An 18,873-nucleotide genomic window follows, 5' to 3' on the forward strand; every position below is an offset into this window, starting at 1 on the left:
AGGGCCGATTCATCCTGAATCACGGCTTCACCATATCGCTCAACCCGCGATTCAGGGGATCGGCGCCACATCTGCCGCCGGTCTTTATTGCGGGAGATGTCCATGGCTCGACACCACGCTTCGCTGGCGACGCTGCTCGCGCTGGTCATCGCCTGGCCGCTGGCTGGGCCGTTCGTCGGCGCGGCCTCAGCGCGCGAGGTGGTCCAGACGCCCGATCCGCGCTACCGGCCCGGCACGATCGTGATCCGGACCGGCGAGCGGCGGCTTTACCTGGTGACGGCGCCAGGCGAGGCGATTCGCTACACGGTCGCCGTCGGCAAGGCCGGCAAGCAGTGGCGCGGCGTCAAATATGTCGAGGAAATGCAGGTCGATCCCGCCTGGAGCCCGCCGGCCTCGGTCAAGCGCGACAATCCGCGCCTGCCCGACGTCATTCCCGGCGGCTCGCCCCGCAACCCGATGGGCGCGCGCGTGATCGGGCTGGGGCCCGGCGGTGAATACGCCATCCACGGCACCAACATGCCCGGCAGCATCGGCACGGCGGCGTCCTATGGCTGCTTCCGCATGCACAACCACGATGTCGCCGATCTCTACGCCCGCGTCCGCATGGGCACGCCGGTGGTGGTGCTGCCCTGAGCGGCGCTCATCTTAAAGCGGCACACCCGAGGGCAGGGGCTCACCGGCGAAGAACGCGTCGAGATTGCGCAGCAGCAGGTCCTGCTGGGCCGCCTGGGCGCTGTCGGCCATCGCGGCGATATGCGGGGTCAAGACGACATTGTCGATCGCCTTAAGGCGATCGGGGACGTTGGGCTCGTGCTCGAAGACGTCGAGGCCCGCCCCGGCGATCGTGCCGGTTTCGAGCGCCGCGCAGAGCGCCTCCTCGTCGACGGCGATGCCGCGCGAGATGTTGACGAGGTGGCCGCGCGGGCCCAGTGCCCGCAGCACCGGCGCGTTCACGGCATGGCGGTTGTCCGCGCTGGCGCGGACGGCGACCATCAGCACGTCCGACCATTCCGCAAGGGCCAGCAAGCTGTCCTGGTAGAGATAGGGCAATTCCGGGCGCGGCGTGCGGTTGTGGTAGCCGATCTCCATGCCGAACACGGCCGCCATCGCCGCGATCCGGGCGCCAATGGCACCGAGCCCGTAGATGCCGAGCCGGCGGCCGCGCAGCCCGGGCACGATCGGCATGCGCTCGATGGCGTTGCCCTGCCAGCGACCGCCGCGAATGAAGCGGTCGCCCTTGCCGATCTGGCGGACGCTGGCGATCATCAGACCGATGGCGAATTCAGCGACGGCGTCGGCATTGGCGTCGGCGGCATTGCTGAGCAGGATGCCGCGCGCCTTGGCGTGAGCCTGGTCGACGCCTTCGATCCCGGTGCCATAGCAGGCGATGAGGCCGAGCCCGGGAAGCGCATCGATCAGCGCGGCATCGGTGCGCCAGCCGCCGACGGTCAGCAGCACGCGCGCGGCTTCCGCGCCGGGCGGCAGGGCATCGGGCGTGGAGCGTTCCATCGGGCCGATCACGTCAAACGCAGCGCATAGTCGCGCCACGAGGGTCGCGGGCATCTTGGGGGCCATCAGAATGGTCGGCTTCATCGGTCGCTGCGCTCCGTCACGGTTGCTGCATCGCAGCATCCGGCGGCGCCGGACTCAACCCGCATCCGTGCCTTGGGCGCATCCGCCTTGTGCATCGCTTGCGCCGCGCGGTTTTCGCGAAAAGACGAAAAGCTGGGCTTCCTGCTCTCGCCCCAGTGCTGGAAGCGCGTTAACGTAAGGTCGCGGCAATGACAGACCGGACGCAGCGTCGTCCGGCGCAACAGGGGGCTAACGATGGATCATCTGGCCGACGTCAAGAAATTCGCCAAGAAACCACTCAACGAAGCGGCTTTTGCCGGCATGTCGAAATCCTATGCGCTTGTCATGAGCAAGCCCGACACCCGCTATGTCGCTTGTTCGGACGCCACCGAATTGGAGCGCGTGCGCGACAATTTTTTGAAGAAGAAACTTGGTTTGACGTCCGATGATCTCGACGCCTCCGTGAAGGCGATCTGCGAACACATGAAGGCCGACAGGACCAAGTCGCGGCTGACCTTCTATTATCTCCTCGCCGAACATTACGGGAAGCTCGATCTCTTCGTGAAGAAATAGGGCTGGACGTCATTCTCGGGCGAAGCGAAGCGCAGAGCCTGAGACTCTCGATCAGGAGATGCTCGGGTCAAGCCCGAGCATGACGCCAGCGGCGCCGATCAACGATACAGATCCGCCCGCGTCAGCGGCAGTCCCGAGGCGCCCTTGCGGCGCTTCGAGACCAGCGTCTGGTTGACGAGCGCGCCACCGCGCTCGAAGGCGAGCGAGCAGCCGGCGAGATAGAGCAGCCACATCCGGGTGCGCTCGGGGCCGATCTCGGCTTCGGCCTCGGCCTTGCGCGCGTCAAGCCGCTCCCACCACAGCCGCGTCGTGCGCTGGTAATGCTCGCGCCAGCCCTCGACATCGTGCACCTCGAAGCCATGGCGTTCGAGATTGGTGATCGACATGCCCAGATGGTCGAGTTCGCCGCCGGGGAAGATGTAGCGCACCAGGGCGCGGTACTCGGCCGGCATCCGGTTGAAGGCCTTGTCGGTCTTCTTGGCGCGGCGGGAAATGGTGTGGTGCAGATAGAGGCCGCGCGGGCGCAGCAGCCGGTTCACTGCCCGGAAATAGTCGGGATGGTTGCGGATACCGACCTGCTCGAACATGCCGATGGACGAGATCTTGTCGAACTGCCCCTCCATCTGCGTGTAGTCCTGGAGGTGGAGCGTGACGCGGTCGGTGAGGCCGAGCCGCTCGACCTTCTCCCGCGCGAGCTTGAGCTGTTCCTCGGCCAGCGTGACGCCATGGGCCTCGACCCCGTAGTGCTGGGCGGCATGGCAGACCAGCGCGCCCCAGCCGCAGCCGATGTCGAGAAAGCGGTCGCCCGGTTTCAGGCGCAGCTTGCGGCAGATCATGTCGAGCTTGTCGCGCTGGGCGCGGCCGATGTCGCCATGGTCCTCGGTGAAATAGGCGCAGGTGTAGACCATCTCCTCGTCGAGGAAGAGCCGGTAGAAGGCGTTCGAGACGTCGTAGTGATAGGCGACATTGGCCTTGTTGGTCGCCGGTGCGCCATCACGCGCGATTTCGTCGCCCTTGCGATGATCGATGGGGCTCGTGGCAGCGCCCGGCGCGAAGATGAAGCGGCGGAATACGTCGAAAACGGCGGCCTTCGGGATCGACCGGGCGAGACGGCCGATCTTGCCCTCGGGCCGCGCCGTGGCGAGATCGAAGATCGAGCCATTCAGCAGGGCGATCCGGTCGCTGATATGCAGGTTGAGCAGCGTGTCGAGTTTCGGCTTGCGGATCAGCGCCGCGACCGCGCCGGAATCGCGAATGGCGATGGCGAGCCCATCATCGGGCCAACCTGCCGGAACGCGACTGCCGTCCCAGAGCCGGAAGCCGAGTTTCAGCCCGAGCTTCTCATGCGCCTGGGTGAGGAGATGCCGCAAGGCTGCGACGCGCTTCTGCTCTGAGTCCATCATGATCCGCCTGCCCGGCACGATGCTTGGCGGGGCTCGGGAGAATTTGCAACCCGGCAGCGGGGCCAGGCTCGGGTCCGGTGACACGATCGGCTGGAAAGGGGGACGCAGGCTGCTTCGCCCTTCCAGCCGGCGTCGTGTATCGCGCATCGAAGAGGTCGTAAAATTTGATCTGGATCAAACTTGCCGGGTCCTCGAAGCTATGCTGATATATGAGGCAGGGGAGACGGCTGGCGTCGGAAGCGCCAGTCCGCGGCGCTGGCACGAGGGAACGGGGTGCTTCCGCTCGGCTGGCGCAATCCTTGCCTTGCGGTGTGCGACTTCGGTCCGGCTTGCCGGGACAGCGATATATAAGGGTGCTTGTCGCTGGGGTAGCGCCGTTCGATTGGTGAACCTCCAGCGGATTTGGAGGCAAGGGCAGGCCGGGGTTGGACACAGCGCCCCTCGCGATCTGCCGCTAATGAATGAAAAATCGCGCGCTGCCGCAAGGCAGATCGGCCGACGCGCAGATCTCGATCAGGGCCGCAACAGAGGGAAGGCGAACATCATGACCGCATTCAAGACTGCCGCCGCAGCGTTTGCCATGGCTGCCGGCATCGCGCTCGGCGCCCCGGGCGCCCTGGCGCAGAACAAGATGGAACTCAACATGGCGACGCCCTGGGCGGGCGGGCACTGGCTCGAGATCGGCGCGAAGAAATACGCCGAGAACGTCGAGAAAATGACCGAAGGGCGTATCAAGATCAACGTCTTCCCGGCCGGCGCGCTGGGTCCGGCACTGAAGGTCACGGAGACGGTCCAGAAGGGCGTCGCCGATATGGGCCATGCCTGGCCGGGCTATGACTGGGCCGTCGATCGCACCGGCGCGATCTTCTCCGGCTGGTCGGCAGGGCCCAACCCCGAAGAAATGATGATGTGGCTCTACAATGGCGGTGGCGCCGAGCTCTGGAAGCAGTGGCGCAAGGAGAAGTTCGACGTCGTCGCCTTCCCCTGCGGTGTGCTGGAGACCGAGTTCTTCATGCATTCGCACAAGCCGATCCGCACCGTCGCCGACATGAAGGGCCTCAAGCTGCGCACCTCGTCCTCCTGGGCCGAGATCGCACCGATGCTGGGCGCCTCGACCGTGGTGCTGCCAGGCTCGGAGGTGTTTAGCGCGCTCGAGCGCAAGGTCGTCGACGCGATCGAATGGGGCGGTCCCGGCAGCAACCTGTCGGAGGGTTTCCACAAGGTCGCGAAATACGTGATCATGCCCGGCCTGCATGCGCCGTCGGGCGCGCATGACTGCGTCTTCAACAACGCGACCTGGGCCAAGATCGGCGACAAGGACAAGCAGTTGCTGGAGCTTGCCGGCCGCCTGACGGTGCTCGACACCTATCTCGGCTATGCCAAAAGCGATCTCGACGCCTACAAGCAGATCAAGGCCAGTAACATCGAGGTCATCCAGGTCGATCCGAGCCTGACGGCCGCGGTTGTCAAGGCATCGAGCGAGTGGGCCGACAAGCAGGCCGCCTCGAACGCCTGGTTCAAGAAGGCCTATGACAGCCAGAAGGCCTTCATGGCCAGCGTCAAGCCGCTGAGCGAATTTCGCTTCGCCATCGGCTCGCGCTGATCTTATCGCCCGTCCCCGGCAGCCTGCGGGCTGCCGGGGACGGGCCTCCGGCTCGAGGTCGTCATGCCCATCGTCCGTTTCATCGGCACATTGTCACTCTGGTCAGGCCGGCTGGGCGCGCTCGTCGTCGTCCCGCTCGTGCTCGCCATGGTCTTCGAGGTCGTCAGTCGCTACGCTTTCAATGCGCCGACCCAATGGGCCTTCGAGCTCAGCTACATGATGATGGGCACGATCTTCCTGCTCGGCCTGTCCTATGCCGTGCTGATGGACCAGCATGTGAACGTGGACTTCATCCACCAGGTGCTGCCGCGCCGGGCCGTCGCGACGATCGACGCCGTCGGCTACATCCTGATGGCAGGCATGCTGGCCTGGCTGACCAACGCGCTCGTGGACAATGTGGCCGCGGTCTACCGGACCGGCGAAGGCACCGGGCTTTCGGCCTGGAACCCGCCGATCTGGCCCTATCGCGTGATCTACGTTGTTGGCTTCGCGCTGTTTGCCCTGCAATGCGCCGCGAAGGCGATCGAAAATTTGCTGGTCGTCTTCGGCCGTGAGAGCAAGGCTGAGGCCCGATGACCGCGCAGACCGTCCTGTGGATGTTCCCGGCCCTGCTGGGGCTGATCTTCCTCGGCTTCCCCGTCGCCTTCTCGATGATGATCGCGGCGTTGGGTTTCGGCCTGATGCGCTTTGGCGGCACGCTGGTTCACCAGTTCGCGCAGCGCATCGACGACATCGCCACCAATTACGTGCTCGGCGCGATCCCGCTGTTCATCTTCATGGGTTCGATCCTGGAGCGGGCCGGCATCGCGGAGCGGCTCTTCGACGCGCTTTATATGTGGACGCGGCGGCTGCCGGGCGGGCTTGCCATTGCGGCGCTGCTGATGTGCACGATCTTCGCCGCTGCCAGCGGCGTCGTCGGCGCAACCGAGACGCTGGTCGGCATGCTCGCCATTCCCGCGATGATGAAGCGCCATTACGACAACAAGCTGATCTCGGGCACCATCTGCGCCGGCGGCTCGCTGGGCACGATCATTCCGCCATCGGTGCCGGTGATCGTTCTCGCCCCGATCGCGACGCTGCCGATCGGCGATCTTCTCGCCGGCATCCTGTTTCCCGGCCTGCTGATGTCGGGGCTGTTCATCCTCTACATCCTGGTCGCCTGCGCGGTGAAGCCTTCGCTCGCACCGCCGGATCCCGAGCCCGATCCCCGCAGCTTCGGAGAGAAGATCCGGTTCACCCTGTTTGCGCTGGTGCCGCCGGCCTTCCTGATCTTCACCGTGCTCGGCACATTGTTCACGGGGATGGCGACCCCGACGGAAGCGGCCGCCTGCGGCTCCTTCGGCGTTCTGCTGCTGGCGCTGCTCTACCGGCGCCTGACCTGGTCGCTGCTGTTCCAGGCGGCCAAGCAGACGGTGTCGCTGACGGCAATGATCCTGGCGATCGTGCTCGCGGGCGGCATGTTCGCCGGCGTCTTCTTCGCCTCGGGCGGCATGACCGCGACGAAGGGCGTGCTCGACGCTTTCGGGCTATCCGCCTGGTCGATCATGGCGGTGATCCTGTTCGTCACCTTCATCCTCGGCTTCATCGTGGATTCGATCTCGCTCATCCTGATCATCGTCCCGATCGCGATCCCGCTGATCAAGGGCTTCGGGATCGACCCACTCTGGTTTGCGGTCGTGATGCTGGTGGTGCTGCAGACGAGCTATCTGACGCCGCCGATGTCGCCCTCGATCTTCTATCTGCGGGCGATCGCGCCGCCGAGCATCCGGCTGAAGGACATGTACTGGGGCGTGATCCCGTTCATCGTCTGCCAGGTCGTGGTGCTGGCGCTGCTGCTGTTCTTCCCGGCGCTGGCGACTTGGCTGCCGAAGGTCATGTATGGCTAGCCCAACGGTGCCCGAGGGGCCGCATTGCCTGGCAAATGAGCGAGACGAACGATGATCTATGAAGAGCGCGACTACCGCATCAAGGCTGGCAAGCTGGCCGAGTTCGTGAAGATCTATGGCGAGCATGGGCTGCCCCTGCAGAAGGAGCATCTGGGCAGCTTCATCGCCTATTTCACCACCGAGATCGGCGAGTTGAACCATGTCGTCGCTTTGTGGGGCTACAACAGCCTCGACGAGCGCGCCGCCAAGCGCAAGGCGATGCTGGCCGATCCGCGCTGGCAGGACTACCTCAAGCGTGTCGACGGGCTGATCGACATCCAGGATTCACGCATCCTGACGCCCGTCCCGTATTCGCCGCTGCAATGAGCGCCGGTCTGCCATCGGGTGCGGCCAGCGCCTTCACGGTCACCACCGCCGACGGCGCGGTGCTGCAGGCCTTCTCCGAAGGCCAGGGGCCGGTTCTTCTGCTCGTCAGCGGGCTCGGCGGGACGGCGGGCTTCTGGAAAAGCAACGCCGCGACGCTGGCGCGGAGCTTCCGCGTGATCCGCTTCGACCAGCGTGGCATTGGTGCCAGTACGCGCGGCACCGCGCCCTGCACCATCGACCAACTCGCCCAGGACTGCCTGAGCGTGCTCGATGCGGCGGGCGTCGCGCGGGCGGTGATGCTTGGCCACTCCACCGGCGGCTGCATCGGCCAGGCCTTGGGAACGATGGCCCCGGAGCGGCTCGACGGGCTGATCCTGAGCGCGGCCTGGCTGAAGCCGAGCCACTATATGAGCGCGCTGTTTGGGGCGCGACGCTCGATCCTCGACGAAAACCCGCAGGCCTATGCCGCGACCGCGGTGCTGATCTCCTATCCGCCTTCCTGGCTCGAGGCGAACTGGGCGGTCTATGAGGCGGCCATCGCGGCGGCGCCTATCTCTGCCGAGGCACGACAGGTGGTGCGCGAGCGCATCGACGCGCTGCTGTCTTTCGACGGTTCGGCCGAGATCGGCTCGCTATCGATGCCGACGCTGGTTCTGGGCGCGCGCGACGACATGATCGTGCCGTCCTTCCTCCAGGAGGATCTTGCTGAGGCTTTGCCCGGCGCACGCAAGATCCTGCTCGATTCGGGAGGGCATTTCTTTCCGGTCTCGCGGCCCGATGCCTTCACCGCCAAGGTCGTGGAGTGGATCGGAGAGCTCACATGAGCGAACGCCGCGTCGTCCTGATCGGCTATGGGTCGATCGCCGGCGATATCGCGGCGGCGCTGCTGGCAGCGCGGGAGCCCGGCTATGCGCTGGCTGTGCTGCTGCGTCCCGACTCGCCGTCTCGGGCGCGCGTGCCGGAGGGCATCGCGGTGCTGACAGCCCTCGACGCGGTCGCCACCTTCGGGCCCGATCTCGTGATTGAGGCGGCTGGACATGGGGCTATGCGAGACAGCGTGCCGGGCTGCCTCGCGCTTGGCCTGCCCGTGCTGGTCTCGTCGATCGGCGCCCTGCATGACGAGGCTTTCTTCGCCGAACTCGTCGCGATCGCCCGCAAGAAAGGCGGGCGGCTGCTGCTGGCCTCGGGCGCGCTTGGTGGGCTCGACTATGTCCGTGCGGTGCGTCATGCGAAGCAGCTCGACCTGCGCTATGAATCGCGCAAACCGCCAGCAGCCTGGAGCGGCGAATTGCGCGCGCTCGGCCATGATCCGGCGACGCTGTCACAGCCCGTGACGCTGTTTTCGGGCACGGCGCGCGAGGCAGCCGCGCTCTATCCACAGAACCTCAACGTCGCGGCGGCTCTGGCGCTGGCGGGGCCGGGTTTCGAGGCCACCGGCGTCGATGTGGTCTGCGACCCGGCGGCCACCGGCAACATGCATGTCGTGAAGGCGACGAGCGAGTTCGGCACGCTGTCGCTCGAAATCGTCAACCGGCCCTCGCCGACCAACCCGAAATCCTCCTGGATCGTCGGGCAGGCGCTGCTCGCGGCGGTGGAGCAGCATTTCGCGCCCGTGGTGATGCTGTGAGCGTTCGCCGGGGTCAGCAAGAATACATCGGATGGAGGGCCAGGCCATGAGGCTGCAAGGCAAGATCGCGATCATCACCGGGGGCGGCTCCGGCATCGGCCACGAGGCCTGCAAGCGATTTGCCCGCGAAGGCGCGTCCGTGATCGTCGCCGATCGCGATGGCGAGGCGGCACAGCGCGTCGCGGACGAGATCGCGGGGCAGGGAGGCAAGGCCGTCGCGCATACCGTCGATGTCAGCCGGGAGGCCGAGGTCGCGGCGATGATCGCGAAGGTCGTCGCCGATCACGGCCGGCTCGACATCCTGGTCAACAATGCGGGCTATGGCATCGCCGGCACGGTCGTTTCGACCTCAGAGAGCGACTGGAATGCGCTGATGGCGGTCAACGTCAACGGCGTCTTTCTCGGCTGCAAGCACGCAATTCCGGTCATGGAAAAGCAGGGCGGCGGCGCGATCGTCAACACGGCCTCGGCGGCCGCGAATATCGGCATCCATGATCGCGCGGCCTATGTCGCCTCCAAGGGGGCGGTCGCGGCGCTGACGCGGGCGATGGCGATTGACCATGTCGAGGCGAACATCCGCATCAACGCGGTCGCGCCCGGAACGATCGAGTCGCCCTATTTCACGAAGATCCTGAGCGGGCCCGACGGCGCCGAGCTGCGTCGCGGCCTTGAGGAGCGCCAGGCGATGGAGCGGCTCGGTCAGCCGGTCGAGATCGCGCAGGCGATGCTTTGGCTCGCCAGCGACGACGCCTCCTTCTGTACCGGCTCCGTCATGGTGGTCGATGGCGGCTGGACCGCGCGCGGCGACCGCAAACCCAAAAGCAAGGCCTGACACATGTACGGACTCAACGGCCGCAAGGCGATCGTTACCGGCGCGGCGCATGGCATCGGCCGAGCCATTGCGGCACGGCTCGTGGCGGAAGGCTGCGAGGTCGGCATCTTCGATCTCGACCGTGCCGCGGCGCAGGCGACGGCCGACGCGCTCTCCAGGGATGGCGGCCGGGTCGTGATCGCGGCGGGCGACGTTTCCTCGAAGGATGACGTCGAGGCTGGTATTGGAGCCCTGAAGGATGCGCTGGGGCCGATCGATATCCTCGTCAACAATGCCGGCATCTGCAAGGTCGGCAAGCTCCTGGAAACGAGCGAGGCGGAATGGAAGGCGACCTTCGGCATCAATGTCGACGGGCTGTTCCATGTCACGCGCCAGGTCGCGCCGGGCATGGTCGAGCGCCGCAGCGGCACGATCGTCAACATCGCCTCTTGGATGGGCAAGTCGGGTGTCGCGGCTTATGGCGCCTATTGCGCTTCGAAATTCGCGGTCGTGTCGCTGACGCAGTCGCTGGCGCTGGAGATCGGCGAATACGGCATCCGGGTGAATGCGATTGCGCCAGGCCTCATCGTCGAGACCAAGATGCGCGACGAATCCGAGATTCAGCGCGCGGCGGAGGGGCTGCCGACGGCGAAGGATCGCGCCAAGGCGATCCCGCTGCGGCGCGCCGGCCTGCCTTCCGACATCGCCAAGACGGTGGCCTTCCTGGCCTCGGACGAGGCAGACTACATCACCGGCGAAACCATCAGCGTGACCGGCGGCATCTGGAACGACTGAACCGCCGCGACAACAGGAGACGGCCATGCCTCGCTTCAAGGACTTCCGGCCCGCCGGCGTGATCCCGGCGACGCTGCTCGCGCTCCACGAGGACATGAGCATCGACGAGCGCCAGACGCGCCGGCATCTGCGCGATTGCGCGCTGGTCGATGGTGTCAGCGCAGTCACCGTCAACGGCCATGCCTCGGAGATTCACGCCTGCTCCTTCGACGAGCAACAGCAGATCCTGGCGGCTTCGCTGGCCGAGGTCGGCGACCGCGTGCCGCTGATCAACGGCATCTATGCCGACGGCTCGATGGAGGCGGCGCGGCTGGCGGCAATGGCCGAGCGCGAGGGCGCCTCGGCGCTGCTCGTCTTCCCGCCCAACAGCATGGCGATGGGCGGGCAGCTTCGCCCCGAAATGGCGCTGGCGCATTACCGGCGCATCGCGGACGCCACCGACCTGCCGATCATCGCCTTCCAGTATCCGATGGGCGGCGGGCTGGGCTATCCGTTCGAGACGCTGCTGGCGCTGTTCGAGGCGGTGCCGAGCATTGTCTCGATCAAGGACTGGTCGAATGATCCGATGCTGCACGAGAAGCACATCCGGACTTTCCAGGCCCTCGCCCGCCCGGTGAATGTCCTCACGACCCATTCGTCCTGGCTGATGGCCTCGCTGACACTGGGCTGCAACGGCCTGCTCTCGGGCTCGGGCAGCGTCATCGCCGATCTGCAGGTGGCGCTATGGCGGGCGGTGCAGGCCGGCGATCTGAAGGCGGCGCAGGCGGTCAACGACCGGATCGTGCCGCTGTCGCAGGCCTTCTACGCGCCGCCCTTCCTCGACATGCACAACCGCATGAAGGAGGCGCTGGTGCTGATCGGCCGGCTGGATAAATCGGTCGTGCGGCCGCCGCTGATGAAGCTGCCGGCGGCCGAGATCGCGCGGATCAAGCGGGCGCTCGACCAGGCGGGCATCGGGCGAGAAGGCGCTCTGCCGCTGGCGGCCTGAGACGCCGAGAGCCCTGCCGGCGCTGGCGCCTTACTTGGCGCCGGCGCTGACGAAGTTGCGCAGTTCCGGCGTCTGCGGGTTGGCGAAGAGCTCCTGCGAGGTGCCGCTCTCCCAGATCTTGCCCTGATGCATGAAGATGGTCGTGCTCGCGACGTTGCGGGCGAAGGCCATCTCATGCGTCACCAGAAGCATGGTCATGCCGTCCTTGGCGAGCTTCTCCATGACGAGCAGCACTTCGCCGGTGAGCTCGGGGTCGAGCGCCGAGGTGACCTCGTCGAACAGCATCACCTTGGGCTGCATGGCGAGCGAACGGGCGATCGCGACGCGCTGCTGCTGACCGCCGGAGAGATTGTCGGGATAGCTGTCGAACTTCTCGGAGAGACCGACCTGGGCGAGCACGTCGCGGGCGCGCTTCTCCGCCTGGTCCTGGGGCACGTTTTGGGTGATGCGCGGCGAGAGCATGATGTTCTGGCCGACCGTCAGATGCGGGAACAGATTGTAGCTCTGGAAGACGATGCCGACATCCTTGCGCAGCTCGCGCAGATGCTTCTGGTCCTGATCGACGACATGGCCGGCGACCTCGATGCGGCCGGAATTGATCGGCTCGAGGCCGTTGATGCAGCGCAGCAGCGTGCTCTTGCCGGAGCCGGAGCGGCCGATGAGCGCGACCACCTGTCCGGATTCAACGGTCAGCGAAACGCCCTTGAGGACTTCGAGATCGCCGAAGCTCTTGTGGACGTCGTCAATGAGAACGGCTGGCATTCATCACCTTTTCGAGATGGCGGCTGAGGCGGGACAGCGGGAAACAGATCGCGAAATAGATCACCGCCACCAGCGAGAAGACCTGGAACGCCTGGAAGGTCGCGTTGTTGACGAGCTGCCCGGCGCGGGAGAGCTCGACGAAGCCGACGACCGAGACGATCGAGGTGTTCTTGACGAGCTGAACGAGGAACCCGACCGTCGGCGGCAGCGAGATCCGCACGGCCTGGGGCAGGATGACATAACGGTAGGTCTGCGCGCGCGAATGGGCGAGCGAGGACGAGGCCTCCCATTGCTGGAAGGGCACGGATTCGATCGAGCCACGCCAGATCTCCGCCAGATAGGCCGAGACATAGACGGCCAGTGAAGCGGATGCCGCGAAGAAGGGCGGCAGCTCGATGCCGAGCACCGACAACCCGTAATAGCTCATGAACAGGACCATGAGCACCGGCAGCGACTGGATCACCAGGATATAGGTCGCGGCAAAGCGCCGGATCACGGCAATGCGCGACAGGCGCATGATCGCCAGCGCGCCGCCCACGACGCCGCCGATGGCAAACGCGATCACGGTGAGCAGCAGGGTCCAGCCCGCCGCCCGGAAGATGAACATGGCCTCGGGCCAACCGAAAGTCTGCATCAGGCTGACTCCGCCTTGGCATCGAGCCGGGCGAGGCCCGAGACCTGGGGGAACAGCCGGCGGCCGAGCCAGAGCAGGAAGACCTTCAGCGAGAGCGCCATCACCAGATAGACGATCGTCACGATGATATAGGTCTCGAAGCTGCGGAAGGTCCGCTGCTCGATCAGCGCGGCCGCGCCCGACAGCTCCTGCACCGAGATGAAGGAGCAAATGCTGGAGGCCAGCATCATCAGCACGAACTGGCTCGACAGCGCCGGCCAGACCCGCGCGAAGGCCGGCTGCAGCATCACGTACTGGAAGACCTGACGGCGGGAGAGCGCCAGCGAGACGCCGGCTTCGAACTGGGATTTATGGATGGAATCGATGCCGGCGCGGATGATCTCGGTCGAGTAGGCGCCGAGATTGAGCGTCATCGTCAGCAGGGCCGCCTCGACGCCCGACATCCGAATGCCGAGCAGCGGCAGGCCGAAGAAGATCATGAAAAGCTGGATCAGGAAGGGCGTGTTGCGCATCAGCTCGACATAGGCGTCGACGACGAAGCCGGCCCAGCGGCCCGCAAGGGTCCGCAGCGCCACGAGCAGCACCGCCAGGATCGATCCCAACACGATCGCGGCCGCCGAGAGGCCGATCGTCAGGATGATCCCGTCGATGATCAACTGCGATTCAGCAAAAACAGGATCGAACTGCAAGGAGGGCTCCTCCCCAACTCGGGGGCCGCACCGGATCGGTTATCGCGCGATCGGGACCGCGCGGCCGTCGTGAGCATGAAGCGCCGGCAGGGGATCGCTCCCGTGCCGGCGCAAGGCTGCAATCAGAAGGTGGGAAGCGTGGGCAGCGGGCCGCCGACCCACTTCTCGGAGACCGCGTTCAGCTCGCCATTCTGCTTGATGTAGTAGATCACGTTGTTGAGCCACTGCTTCAGCTCGTAGGCGTCCTTGCGGACGGTCATCGAGTTCGGCTGCATGCCGAAGAAGAACTTCGCCTCTGTCTCGGTTTCGCCGCGCGCCTTGATGGCGGCATTGGCCTGGGCGTCGGGGCCGGCAATGGCATCGACCTGGCCGGAGAACAGCGCCTGCATCGTGGTCGAATCGTCCTCGAAGCGCAGGATGGTGAGGTTCAACTCCTTCTCGCGGTTGACGAATTCGCGCTCGACGCTGGAGCCGCGATTGACGCCGACCTTGCGGCCCTTGAGATCAGCCCAGGTTTTGATGGGCGTGCCCTTCTTGGCGTAGATGCCCATCTGGAAGGCGCTGTAGGGGATCGTGAACATCACGGCCTTGGCGCGCTCCGGGGTCGGCGCGAGCGTTGCGACCAGGAAGTCGACCTTGTTGGCTTCGAGCGCGGGGATGCGCGAGGGCGGGGTGAGCTGCACCACTTCCATCGGCAGGCCGATATATTTGGCGACGAGGGCTGCGACGTCGGCATCATAGCCGATGGCGTTGCCGGTGGAATCGACCGAGCCATAGGGCGGGGCGCCGATCAGCACGCCGATGCGGACTTTGCCGCGCTTGGTGATGTCGGCCATCGTCTGGGCGGTGGCCTGGCTCGCAGCGAGCATGCCGGCGCCGAGCGCGAGCAGCGTGCCGGCAATCTTGAGATGCTTCATCAGGGTCATGGTGCCGTTTCCTCGATTTGACGTAGGGTCATGATTGTTGCTCCGGCTTCGTTTGGCCGGTTTGCTGTCGATCAGGCGTCGGGATTGCCTTCTCGCACGACATTGGTGAGAGCGGCGCCTTCGAGGCACCGCTTGATGTTGTCCGCCATGGTGTGCTGGCGCCGGCGGATGGTGCCGCTCGTCCAACCCGACATGTGCGGTGTCATTAAAACGTTTGAAAGCTCATGGAAAGCCAGTCTGGATGGTAAAATAGTAGGCTCCGCCGGATTGGGGTAGCGATACCAGGTATCGATGATTGCGCCGCCGATCCGGCCCGCCTTCAGGGCTTCAAACAGCGCCGCCTCGTCGATGGTGGGGCCGCGTCCGACATTGACGATGACGGAATCGGGCTTCATCGCGGCTAGTGCCGCCGCATCGATGATGCCCGTGGTGTCCGGCGTCAGCGGCACGGAGACGACGACGACATCGACCGAGCCGCAAAAGGCGGCGAGTTCGTCGAGCGTGAAGGCGCGGTCGACCAGATCGGAGGTTGCGACCGGGCTGCGATTGGCGACATGAACCGTCATCTCGAAGGCCTTGGCGCGCCGGGCGATCGCCTTGCCGATGTGGCCGAAGCCGAGCAGGCCGATGGTCTGGCCGGCGATCTCGCCATGGACTCGGTCCGGCGAGCCGGCCCAATAGGCCCAGTCACCCTGACGCAGCTTCTGATCCGCGTCCGAGAGGGGGATCGCGCGCGCCAGCAGCGCGCTCATCACATATTCCGAGATGGCCTGCTCATGGCCGAAGCAATTGCAGACGCTCGTCTGCGCGGGCAGCAGCGCGAGATCGACTGCGTCATAGCCGGCGCCGGGCACATGGAAGAGCTTGAGGCCCTTCGGCTTGGGCAGGCCGGCATCGAATTTCACGCCGATGATCGCGTCGGCCTGCGCATAGGCCTCCCGGTCGGCGGGGGTGGCCAGCGCGTCGGGCAGGATGGCGACCTGCGCGCCGCCGCCGACGAGATCGGCGAAGCCCTTGCTGAAGGAGGCCGCATTGTCGCCGTGAAAGATGATGCGCATGGGGTGGTGTCTCGTGTTTCTGGACGGGTTTGTCAGGTGTTGAGCAACGGCTCGACGCTGCAATCGAGCAGGGACGGGTCGATGCGGGTTTCCATCTCGTCGAACATGCCGTCGACGAAAGCGATCAGCGCGTCCGAGGCCGAGACGGCGCGTTCGACATTGCGCGTCGCGATCGCGTTCAGCACGGCGATATGATGGTCGATCGTGCCCTCGAGGCTGGGCATCTGCGCCATATGCGCATGGTAGATGAAGCCGATGCGCCGGAAGATCGTGTGCAGCGGCCGCAATGTATGTTCGAGAAAGGGCTCGCCCGCGGCGGCGAGCACCATCTGGTCGATGCGGCGGTCGAGCGTGTTGAATTCGGCCAGGGTCAGCCCGTCGCGGCGCTCGCGCAGCAGGCGCTCCATATGCAGCATCTGGTTGCGGTGCGAGGGGCCGGCGCGCTCGGCCGCGAGCCTGATGACGAAACGCTCGATGTCGCGGCGCAGATGCAGCAGCACGCGCTCGCGGGCGAGATCGATCGGCGCGATCTGCAAGCCGTGGCGCGGCCGGATGACGATCAGCGTGTCGGCGGCCAGCCGGTTCACGGCATGGTGGACCGGCGTGCGGCCGAAGCCGGTGATGTCCTGGAGATCCTGCATGGCGAGGAAGCGGCCGGGTGCGAGTTCGCAGCGGACCAGCAGTTCCTCGATGCGCTGATAGGCCAGTTCGAACAGGTTGACGCGGTTGCGGCGCGGCGGCGCCCCATCCTCAGCCGTCACCAGTCTCGGCCCGTCAGCGCGCTGCGCCATCACCTGTCTCCTCGGTCGAAGCTCGTTTGGCGGCTTCATTGCGATCGAGCCTAAACATATTGTGATATTTTACAAGCGCTCTATGCTCCCTTCGTTCTGCCACGTCCGGCACCTCGCGTGCCTTCCGTGGCGGACCGCCATCAACCACAGCGTTCAGCGGCCCTGGGCCGTTCAAAGAGCGCGTGCCGCCAGGGAGGCAGGCTTTGAAAATCACCGCGATCGAAACGCTGCGGACGGAAGAGTTCGCCAATGTCCTGTGGGTGCGCGTCCACACCGATGCCGGGATCATCGGCCTCGGCGAAACCTTCTATGGCGCGGGCGCCGTCGAGGCGCATCTGCACGACACGCTGGCGATGCGGCTGCTCGGCAAGAACCCCCTGCATATCGAGGCCCTGCATCGCGAGATGACCAATCTCCCGATGGCGCAGGCCTCGACCGGCGTCGAGTCGCGGGCGACCTCCGCCGTCGACATCGCGTTGTGGGACGTGTTCGGCAAGGTCTGCGGCCAGCCGGTTCACCAGATGCTCGGCGGCCTGTGCCGTGACAAGCAGCGCATCTACAACACCTGCGCCGGCTACAATTATGTCCGTACGAACAACATCAAGCCGGTCTCGACCTGGAATCTCGGCGAGACCGAAGGCCCCTATGAGGATCTCGACGGCTTCATGAACCGCGCCGACGCGGTGGCTGAGAGCCTGCTGGAAAGCGGCATCACGGCGATGAAGATCTGGCCGTTCGATCCTGCCGGAATCGAGAACCACGGTCTCCACATCACGCCCGACCAGATGCGCAAGGCCTGCGAGCCCTTCGAGAAGATCCGCAAGGCCGTGGGCGACAAGATCGAGATCATGGTCGAGATGCATTCGCTGTGGAACCTGCCGACCGCGATCAAGATTGCCCGCGTGCTCGAGCAGTACGAGCCGACCTGGTATGAGGATCCGATCCGGATGAACTCGCCGCAGGCGCTGGCCGAGTTCGCGCGTTCGACGACCGTCTCGGTCTGCGCCAGCGAGACTTTGGGCTCGCGCTTTCCCTACAAGGACATGCTCGACCGCGACGCCATGCACATTGTCATGGCTGATCTCTGCTGGACCGGCGGGCTCACCGAGGGCCGCAAGATCGCGGCGATGGCGGACACCTATCACCGCCCCTTCGCGCCGCATGACTGCATCGGCCCGGTCGGCTTCATCGCGGCGATCCACGCTTCCTTCAGCCAGCCCAACACGCTGATCCAGGAATCGGTGCGCGCCTTCTACACCGGCTGGTACAACGAACTCGTCACCACGATGCCGGTGATCAAGGACGGCTATGTCCTGCCGATGGAAGGCGTGGGCCTTGGCGTCGAATTGCTGCCGGCGGTGTTCGAGCGGTCAGACCTGACCGTCCGCCGCTCCAGCCTGTGAGGATGTGACATGACCAACCCCCTTTTCGATCTTTCGGGCAAGACCGCCCTCGTCACCGGCTCCTCGCGCGGGCTGGGCCGGGCGATGGCGGAAGGGCTGGCGGTCGCCGGCGCGCGCATCCTGATCAACGGCACCGATCCGGTTCGGGTCGACGAGGCGGTGGCGGAATTTCGCGCTGCCGGCCACCAGGCCGAGCCGGCGCCGTTCAACGTCACTGACGAGGCCGCGATCATCGCTGCCTTCGCGGGTTTCGATGCGGCTGGCATCGCGGTCGACATCCTCGTCAACAATGCCGGCATCCAGTTCCGCAAGCCGATGGTGGAACTCGCCACCGCCGACTGGCAGCGGGTCATCGACACGAATCTGACCTCGGCCTTCATGATCGGCCGTGAGGCGGCCAAGCGCATGATCGCGCGTGGGGCTGGAAAAATTATCAATATCGGCTCGTTGACCAGCGAACTCGCGCGCGCGACGGTGGCGCCCTACACGGTCGCCAAGGGCGGCATCAAGATGCTGACGCGGGCCATGGCGGCGGAATGGGCCGAGGCCGGCATCCAGGCCAATGCGATCGGCCCCGGCTACATGATCACCGACATGAACCAGGCCCTGATCGACAACCCGACCTTCGACGCCTGGGTGAAGGGCCGCACGCCGGCCCGCCGCTGGGGCAAGCCGGACGAACTGATCGGCACGGCGGTGTTCCTGGCATCCTCCGCCTCGAACTACGTCAACGGCCAGATCATCTATGTCGATGGCGGCATGTCGTCGGTGCTGTGAGGGGGACGCGTTCGCGCGGCGGTCACAACACCCTCATCGTCATTCCGGGCGAGCGCAGCGAAGACCCGGAATCCATCATAGGGCGCCGACGGCTCTGTATGATGGATTCCGGAGCGGCGCCGCTTCGCGGCTTGTCCGGAATGACGCGTGCAAAGCCCGAAACGCAAAAAGCGCCGGGAAACCCGACGCTTGCGTGCCTAACCGGCCTT

Annotated in this window: 21 protein-coding genes; 13 read left to right on the plus strand and 8 right to left on the minus strand. The window is 65.7% G+C overall.

What is annotated here, in order from left to right; all coding sequences use genetic code 11:
• The first annotated feature begins 102 nt into the window (after positions 1 to 102).
• Positions 103 to 633: a L,D-transpeptidase gene (locus tag IP69_RS13160; RefSeq protein WP_054143307.1), complete on the plus strand. Its 531-nt coding sequence runs from the start codon at positions 103 to 105 to the stop codon at positions 631 to 633.
• A 12-nt stretch (positions 634 to 645) separates the two neighbouring features.
• Here the strand turns inward: IP69_RS13160 and IP69_RS13165 are convergent, their stop codons facing one another.
• Positions 646 to 1,593 carry an NAD(P)-dependent oxidoreductase gene (locus tag IP69_RS13165; RefSeq protein WP_054143265.1) on the minus strand — a complete coding sequence of 316 codons (948 nt, stop codon included), beginning with the start codon at positions 1,591 to 1,593 and terminating at the stop codon, positions 646 to 648.
• 234 nt (positions 1,594 to 1,827) lie between these two features.
• On the opposite strand from IP69_RS13165, the gene IP69_RS13170 reads away from it, so the two are divergent.
• The gene (locus IP69_RS13170) at positions 1,828 to 2,145 is read left to right on the plus strand and encodes a DUF2853 family protein (RefSeq protein WP_054143266.1); all 318 of its coding nucleotides are present in this window, start codon (positions 1,828 to 1,830) and stop codon (positions 2,143 to 2,145) included.
• A 98-nt stretch (positions 2,146 to 2,243) separates the two neighbouring features.
• Here IP69_RS13170 and IP69_RS13175 read toward each other — a convergent pair whose 3' ends face one another.
• Positions 2,244 to 3,548 carry a cyclopropane-fatty-acyl-phospholipid synthase family protein gene (locus IP69_RS13175; RefSeq protein WP_197279848.1) on the minus strand — a complete coding sequence of 435 codons (1,305 nt, stop codon included), beginning with the start codon at positions 3,546 to 3,548 and terminating at the stop codon, positions 2,244 to 2,246.
• Positions 3,549 to 4,092: 544 nt separating this feature from the next.
• On the opposite strand from IP69_RS13175, the gene dctP reads away from it, so the two are divergent.
• The 9 genes from dctP to IP69_RS13220 all read left to right on the plus strand — a co-directional run bounded on the left by dctP (position 4,093) and on the right by IP69_RS13220 (position 11,624).
• Positions 4,093 to 5,151, plus strand: a complete 1,059-nt coding sequence (gene dctP / locus IP69_RS13180; RefSeq protein ID WP_054143308.1) for a TRAP transporter substrate-binding protein DctP — start codon at positions 4,093 to 4,095, stop codon at positions 5,149 to 5,151.
• Positions 5,152 to 5,214: 63 nt separating this feature from the next.
• Positions 5,215 to 5,727 (plus strand): TRAP transporter small permease subunit, encoded by a 513-nt coding sequence (locus tag IP69_RS13185; protein WP_054143268.1) that lies wholly within the window; start codon positions 5,215 to 5,217, stop codon positions 5,725 to 5,727.
• Positions 5,724 to 7,037 (plus strand): TRAP transporter large permease subunit, encoded by a 1,314-nt coding sequence (locus IP69_RS13190; RefSeq protein WP_054143269.1) that lies wholly within the window; start codon positions 5,724 to 5,726, stop codon positions 7,035 to 7,037. The genes IP69_RS13185 and IP69_RS13190 overlap by 4 nt, the downstream gene beginning before the upstream one ends.
• Positions 7,038 to 7,088: 51 nt before the next feature.
• Complete coding sequence (locus IP69_RS13195; RefSeq protein ID WP_054143270.1) at positions 7,089 to 7,403, plus strand: NIPSNAP family protein; 315 nt, start codon at positions 7,089 to 7,091, stop codon at positions 7,401 to 7,403.
• Complete coding sequence (locus IP69_RS13200; RefSeq protein WP_054143271.1) at positions 7,400 to 8,227, plus strand: alpha/beta fold hydrolase; 828 nt, start codon at positions 7,400 to 7,402, stop codon at positions 8,225 to 8,227. The genes IP69_RS13195 and IP69_RS13200 overlap by 4 nt, the downstream gene beginning before the upstream one ends.
• Positions 8,224 to 9,030, plus strand: coding sequence for an aspartate dehydrogenase (locus IP69_RS13205; RefSeq protein WP_054143272.1), 807 nt, complete (start codon positions 8,224 to 8,226; stop codon positions 9,028 to 9,030). Before IP69_RS13200 ends, IP69_RS13205 begins: the two co-directional genes overlap by 4 nt.
• A 46-nt stretch (positions 9,031 to 9,076) precedes the next feature.
• Positions 9,077 to 9,862 carry an SDR family oxidoreductase gene (locus IP69_RS13210; RefSeq protein WP_054143309.1) on the plus strand — a complete coding sequence of 262 codons (786 nt, stop codon included), beginning with the start codon at positions 9,077 to 9,079 and terminating at the stop codon, positions 9,860 to 9,862.
• A gap of 3 nt (positions 9,863 to 9,865) precedes the next feature.
• Positions 9,866 to 10,636: an SDR family NAD(P)-dependent oxidoreductase gene (locus IP69_RS13215; RefSeq protein WP_054143273.1), complete on the plus strand. Its 771-nt coding sequence runs from the start codon at positions 9,866 to 9,868 to the stop codon at positions 10,634 to 10,636.
• Positions 10,637 to 10,661: 25 nt separating this feature from the next.
• Positions 10,662 to 11,624, plus strand: coding sequence for a dihydrodipicolinate synthase family protein (locus tag IP69_RS13220; protein ID WP_054143274.1), 963 nt, complete (start codon positions 10,662 to 10,664; stop codon positions 11,622 to 11,624).
• Between the two features lie 30 nt (positions 11,625 to 11,654).
• Here the strand turns inward: IP69_RS13220 and IP69_RS13225 are convergent, their stop codons facing one another.
• The 6 genes from IP69_RS13225 to IP69_RS13250 form a co-directional block, all read right to left on the minus strand.
• Positions 11,655 to 12,386 carry an amino acid ABC transporter ATP-binding protein gene (locus IP69_RS13225; protein WP_054143275.1) on the minus strand — a complete coding sequence of 244 codons (732 nt, stop codon included), beginning with the start codon at positions 12,384 to 12,386 and terminating at the stop codon, positions 11,655 to 11,657.
• Entirely contained in the window at positions 12,367 to 13,020 is a 654-nt protein-coding gene (locus tag IP69_RS13230) for an amino acid ABC transporter permease (protein ID WP_054143276.1), read from the minus strand. The genes IP69_RS13225 and IP69_RS13230 overlap by 20 nt, the downstream gene beginning before the upstream one ends.
• Positions 13,020 to 13,709 carry an amino acid ABC transporter permease gene (locus IP69_RS13235; protein WP_054143277.1) on the minus strand — a complete coding sequence of 230 codons (690 nt, stop codon included), beginning with the start codon at positions 13,707 to 13,709 and terminating at the stop codon, positions 13,020 to 13,022. Before IP69_RS13235 ends, IP69_RS13230 begins: the two co-directional genes overlap by 1 nt.
• A 122-nt stretch (positions 13,710 to 13,831) precedes the next feature.
• Positions 13,832 to 14,635, minus strand: a complete 804-nt coding sequence (locus IP69_RS13240) for a transporter substrate-binding domain-containing protein (protein ID WP_054143278.1) — start codon at positions 14,633 to 14,635, stop codon at positions 13,832 to 13,834.
• Between the two features lie 71 nt (positions 14,636 to 14,706).
• Positions 14,707 to 15,693, minus strand: coding sequence for a 2-hydroxyacid dehydrogenase (locus IP69_RS13245; protein ID WP_054143279.1), 987 nt, complete (start codon positions 15,691 to 15,693; stop codon positions 14,707 to 14,709).
• Between the two features lie 32 nt (positions 15,694 to 15,725).
• Positions 15,726 to 16,484, minus strand: a complete 759-nt coding sequence (locus IP69_RS13250) for a GntR family transcriptional regulator (protein WP_054143280.1) — start codon at positions 16,482 to 16,484, stop codon at positions 15,726 to 15,728.
• Positions 16,485 to 16,687: 203 nt separating this feature from the next.
• On the opposite strand from IP69_RS13250, the gene IP69_RS13255 reads away from it, so the two are divergent.
• Both IP69_RS13255 and IP69_RS13260 read left to right on the plus strand, forming a co-directional pair.
• A complete protein-coding gene (locus IP69_RS13255) occupies positions 16,688 to 17,887 on the plus strand; it encodes a mandelate racemase/muconate lactonizing enzyme family protein (RefSeq protein WP_054143281.1) in 1,200 nt (399 codons plus the stop codon).
• Between the two features lie 9 nt (positions 17,888 to 17,896).
• A complete protein-coding gene (locus IP69_RS13260; protein ID WP_054143282.1) occupies positions 17,897 to 18,664 on the plus strand; it encodes an SDR family oxidoreductase in 768 nt (255 codons plus the stop codon).
• Positions 18,665 to 18,873 lie beyond the last annotated feature (209 nt).

This window comes from Allobosea sp. AAP35 (assembly GCF_001295925.1).
GTDB lineage: Bacteria > Pseudomonadota > Alphaproteobacteria > Rhizobiales > Beijerinckiaceae > Allobosea.

What these genes read in the sequence shown, in the direction of transcription:
- IP69_RS13260 (WP_054143282.1), top strand. Translation starts at nt 17,897, where the DNA reads ATGACCAACCCCCTTTTCGATCTTTCGGGCAAGACCGCCCTCGTCACC.
- IP69_RS13200 (WP_054143271.1), top strand. Translation starts at nt 7,400, where the DNA reads ATGAGCGCCGGTCTGCCATCGGGTGCGGCCAGCGCCTTCACGGTCACC.
- IP69_RS13250 (WP_054143280.1), bottom strand. Translation starts at nt 16,484, where the DNA reads ATGGCGCAGCGCGCTGACGGGCCGAGACTGGTGACGGCTGAGGATGGG.
- IP69_RS13190 (WP_054143269.1), top strand. Translation starts at nt 5,724, where the DNA reads ATGACCGCGCAGACCGTCCTGTGGATGTTCCCGGCCCTGCTGGGGCTG.
- IP69_RS13170 (WP_054143266.1), top strand. Translation starts at nt 1,828, where the DNA reads ATGGATCATCTGGCCGACGTCAAGAAATTCGCCAAGAAACCACTCAAC.
- IP69_RS13160 (WP_054143307.1), top strand. Translation starts at nt 103, where the DNA reads ATGGCTCGACACCACGCTTCGCTGGCGACGCTGCTCGCGCTGGTCATC.
- IP69_RS13240 (WP_054143278.1), bottom strand. Translation starts at nt 14,635, where the DNA reads ATGACCCTGATGAAGCATCTCAAGATTGCCGGCACGCTGCTCGCGCTC.
- IP69_RS13220 (WP_054143274.1), top strand. Translation starts at nt 10,662, where the DNA reads ATGCCTCGCTTCAAGGACTTCCGGCCCGCCGGCGTGATCCCGGCGACG.
- IP69_RS13195 (WP_054143270.1), top strand. Translation starts at nt 7,089, where the DNA reads ATGATCTATGAAGAGCGCGACTACCGCATCAAGGCTGGCAAGCTGGCC.
- IP69_RS13205 (WP_054143272.1), top strand. Translation starts at nt 8,224, where the DNA reads ATGAGCGAACGCCGCGTCGTCCTGATCGGCTATGGGTCGATCGCCGGC.
- IP69_RS13230 (WP_054143276.1), bottom strand. Translation starts at nt 13,020, where the DNA reads ATGCAGACTTTCGGTTGGCCCGAGGCCATGTTCATCTTCCGGGCGGCG.
- IP69_RS13210 (WP_054143309.1), top strand. Translation starts at nt 9,077, where the DNA reads ATGAGGCTGCAAGGCAAGATCGCGATCATCACCGGGGGCGGCTCCGGC.
- IP69_RS13245 (WP_054143279.1), bottom strand. Translation starts at nt 15,693, where the DNA reads ATGCGCATCATCTTTCACGGCGACAATGCGGCCTCCTTCAGCAAGGGC.
- IP69_RS13215 (WP_054143273.1), top strand. Translation starts at nt 9,866, where the DNA reads ATGTACGGACTCAACGGCCGCAAGGCGATCGTTACCGGCGCGGCGCAT.
- IP69_RS13185 (WP_054143268.1), top strand. Translation starts at nt 5,215, where the DNA reads ATGCCCATCGTCCGTTTCATCGGCACATTGTCACTCTGGTCAGGCCGG.
- IP69_RS13165 (WP_054143265.1), bottom strand. Translation starts at nt 1,593, where the DNA reads ATGAAGCCGACCATTCTGATGGCCCCCAAGATGCCCGCGACCCTCGTG.
- IP69_RS13175 (WP_197279848.1), bottom strand. Translation starts at nt 3,548, where the DNA reads ATGATGGACTCAGAGCAGAAGCGCGTCGCAGCCTTGCGGCATCTCCTC.
- dctP (WP_054143308.1), top strand. Translation starts at nt 4,093, where the DNA reads ATGACCGCATTCAAGACTGCCGCCGCAGCGTTTGCCATGGCTGCCGGC.
- IP69_RS13225 (WP_054143275.1), bottom strand. Translation starts at nt 12,386, where the DNA reads ATGCCAGCCGTTCTCATTGACGACGTCCACAAGAGCTTCGGCGATCTC.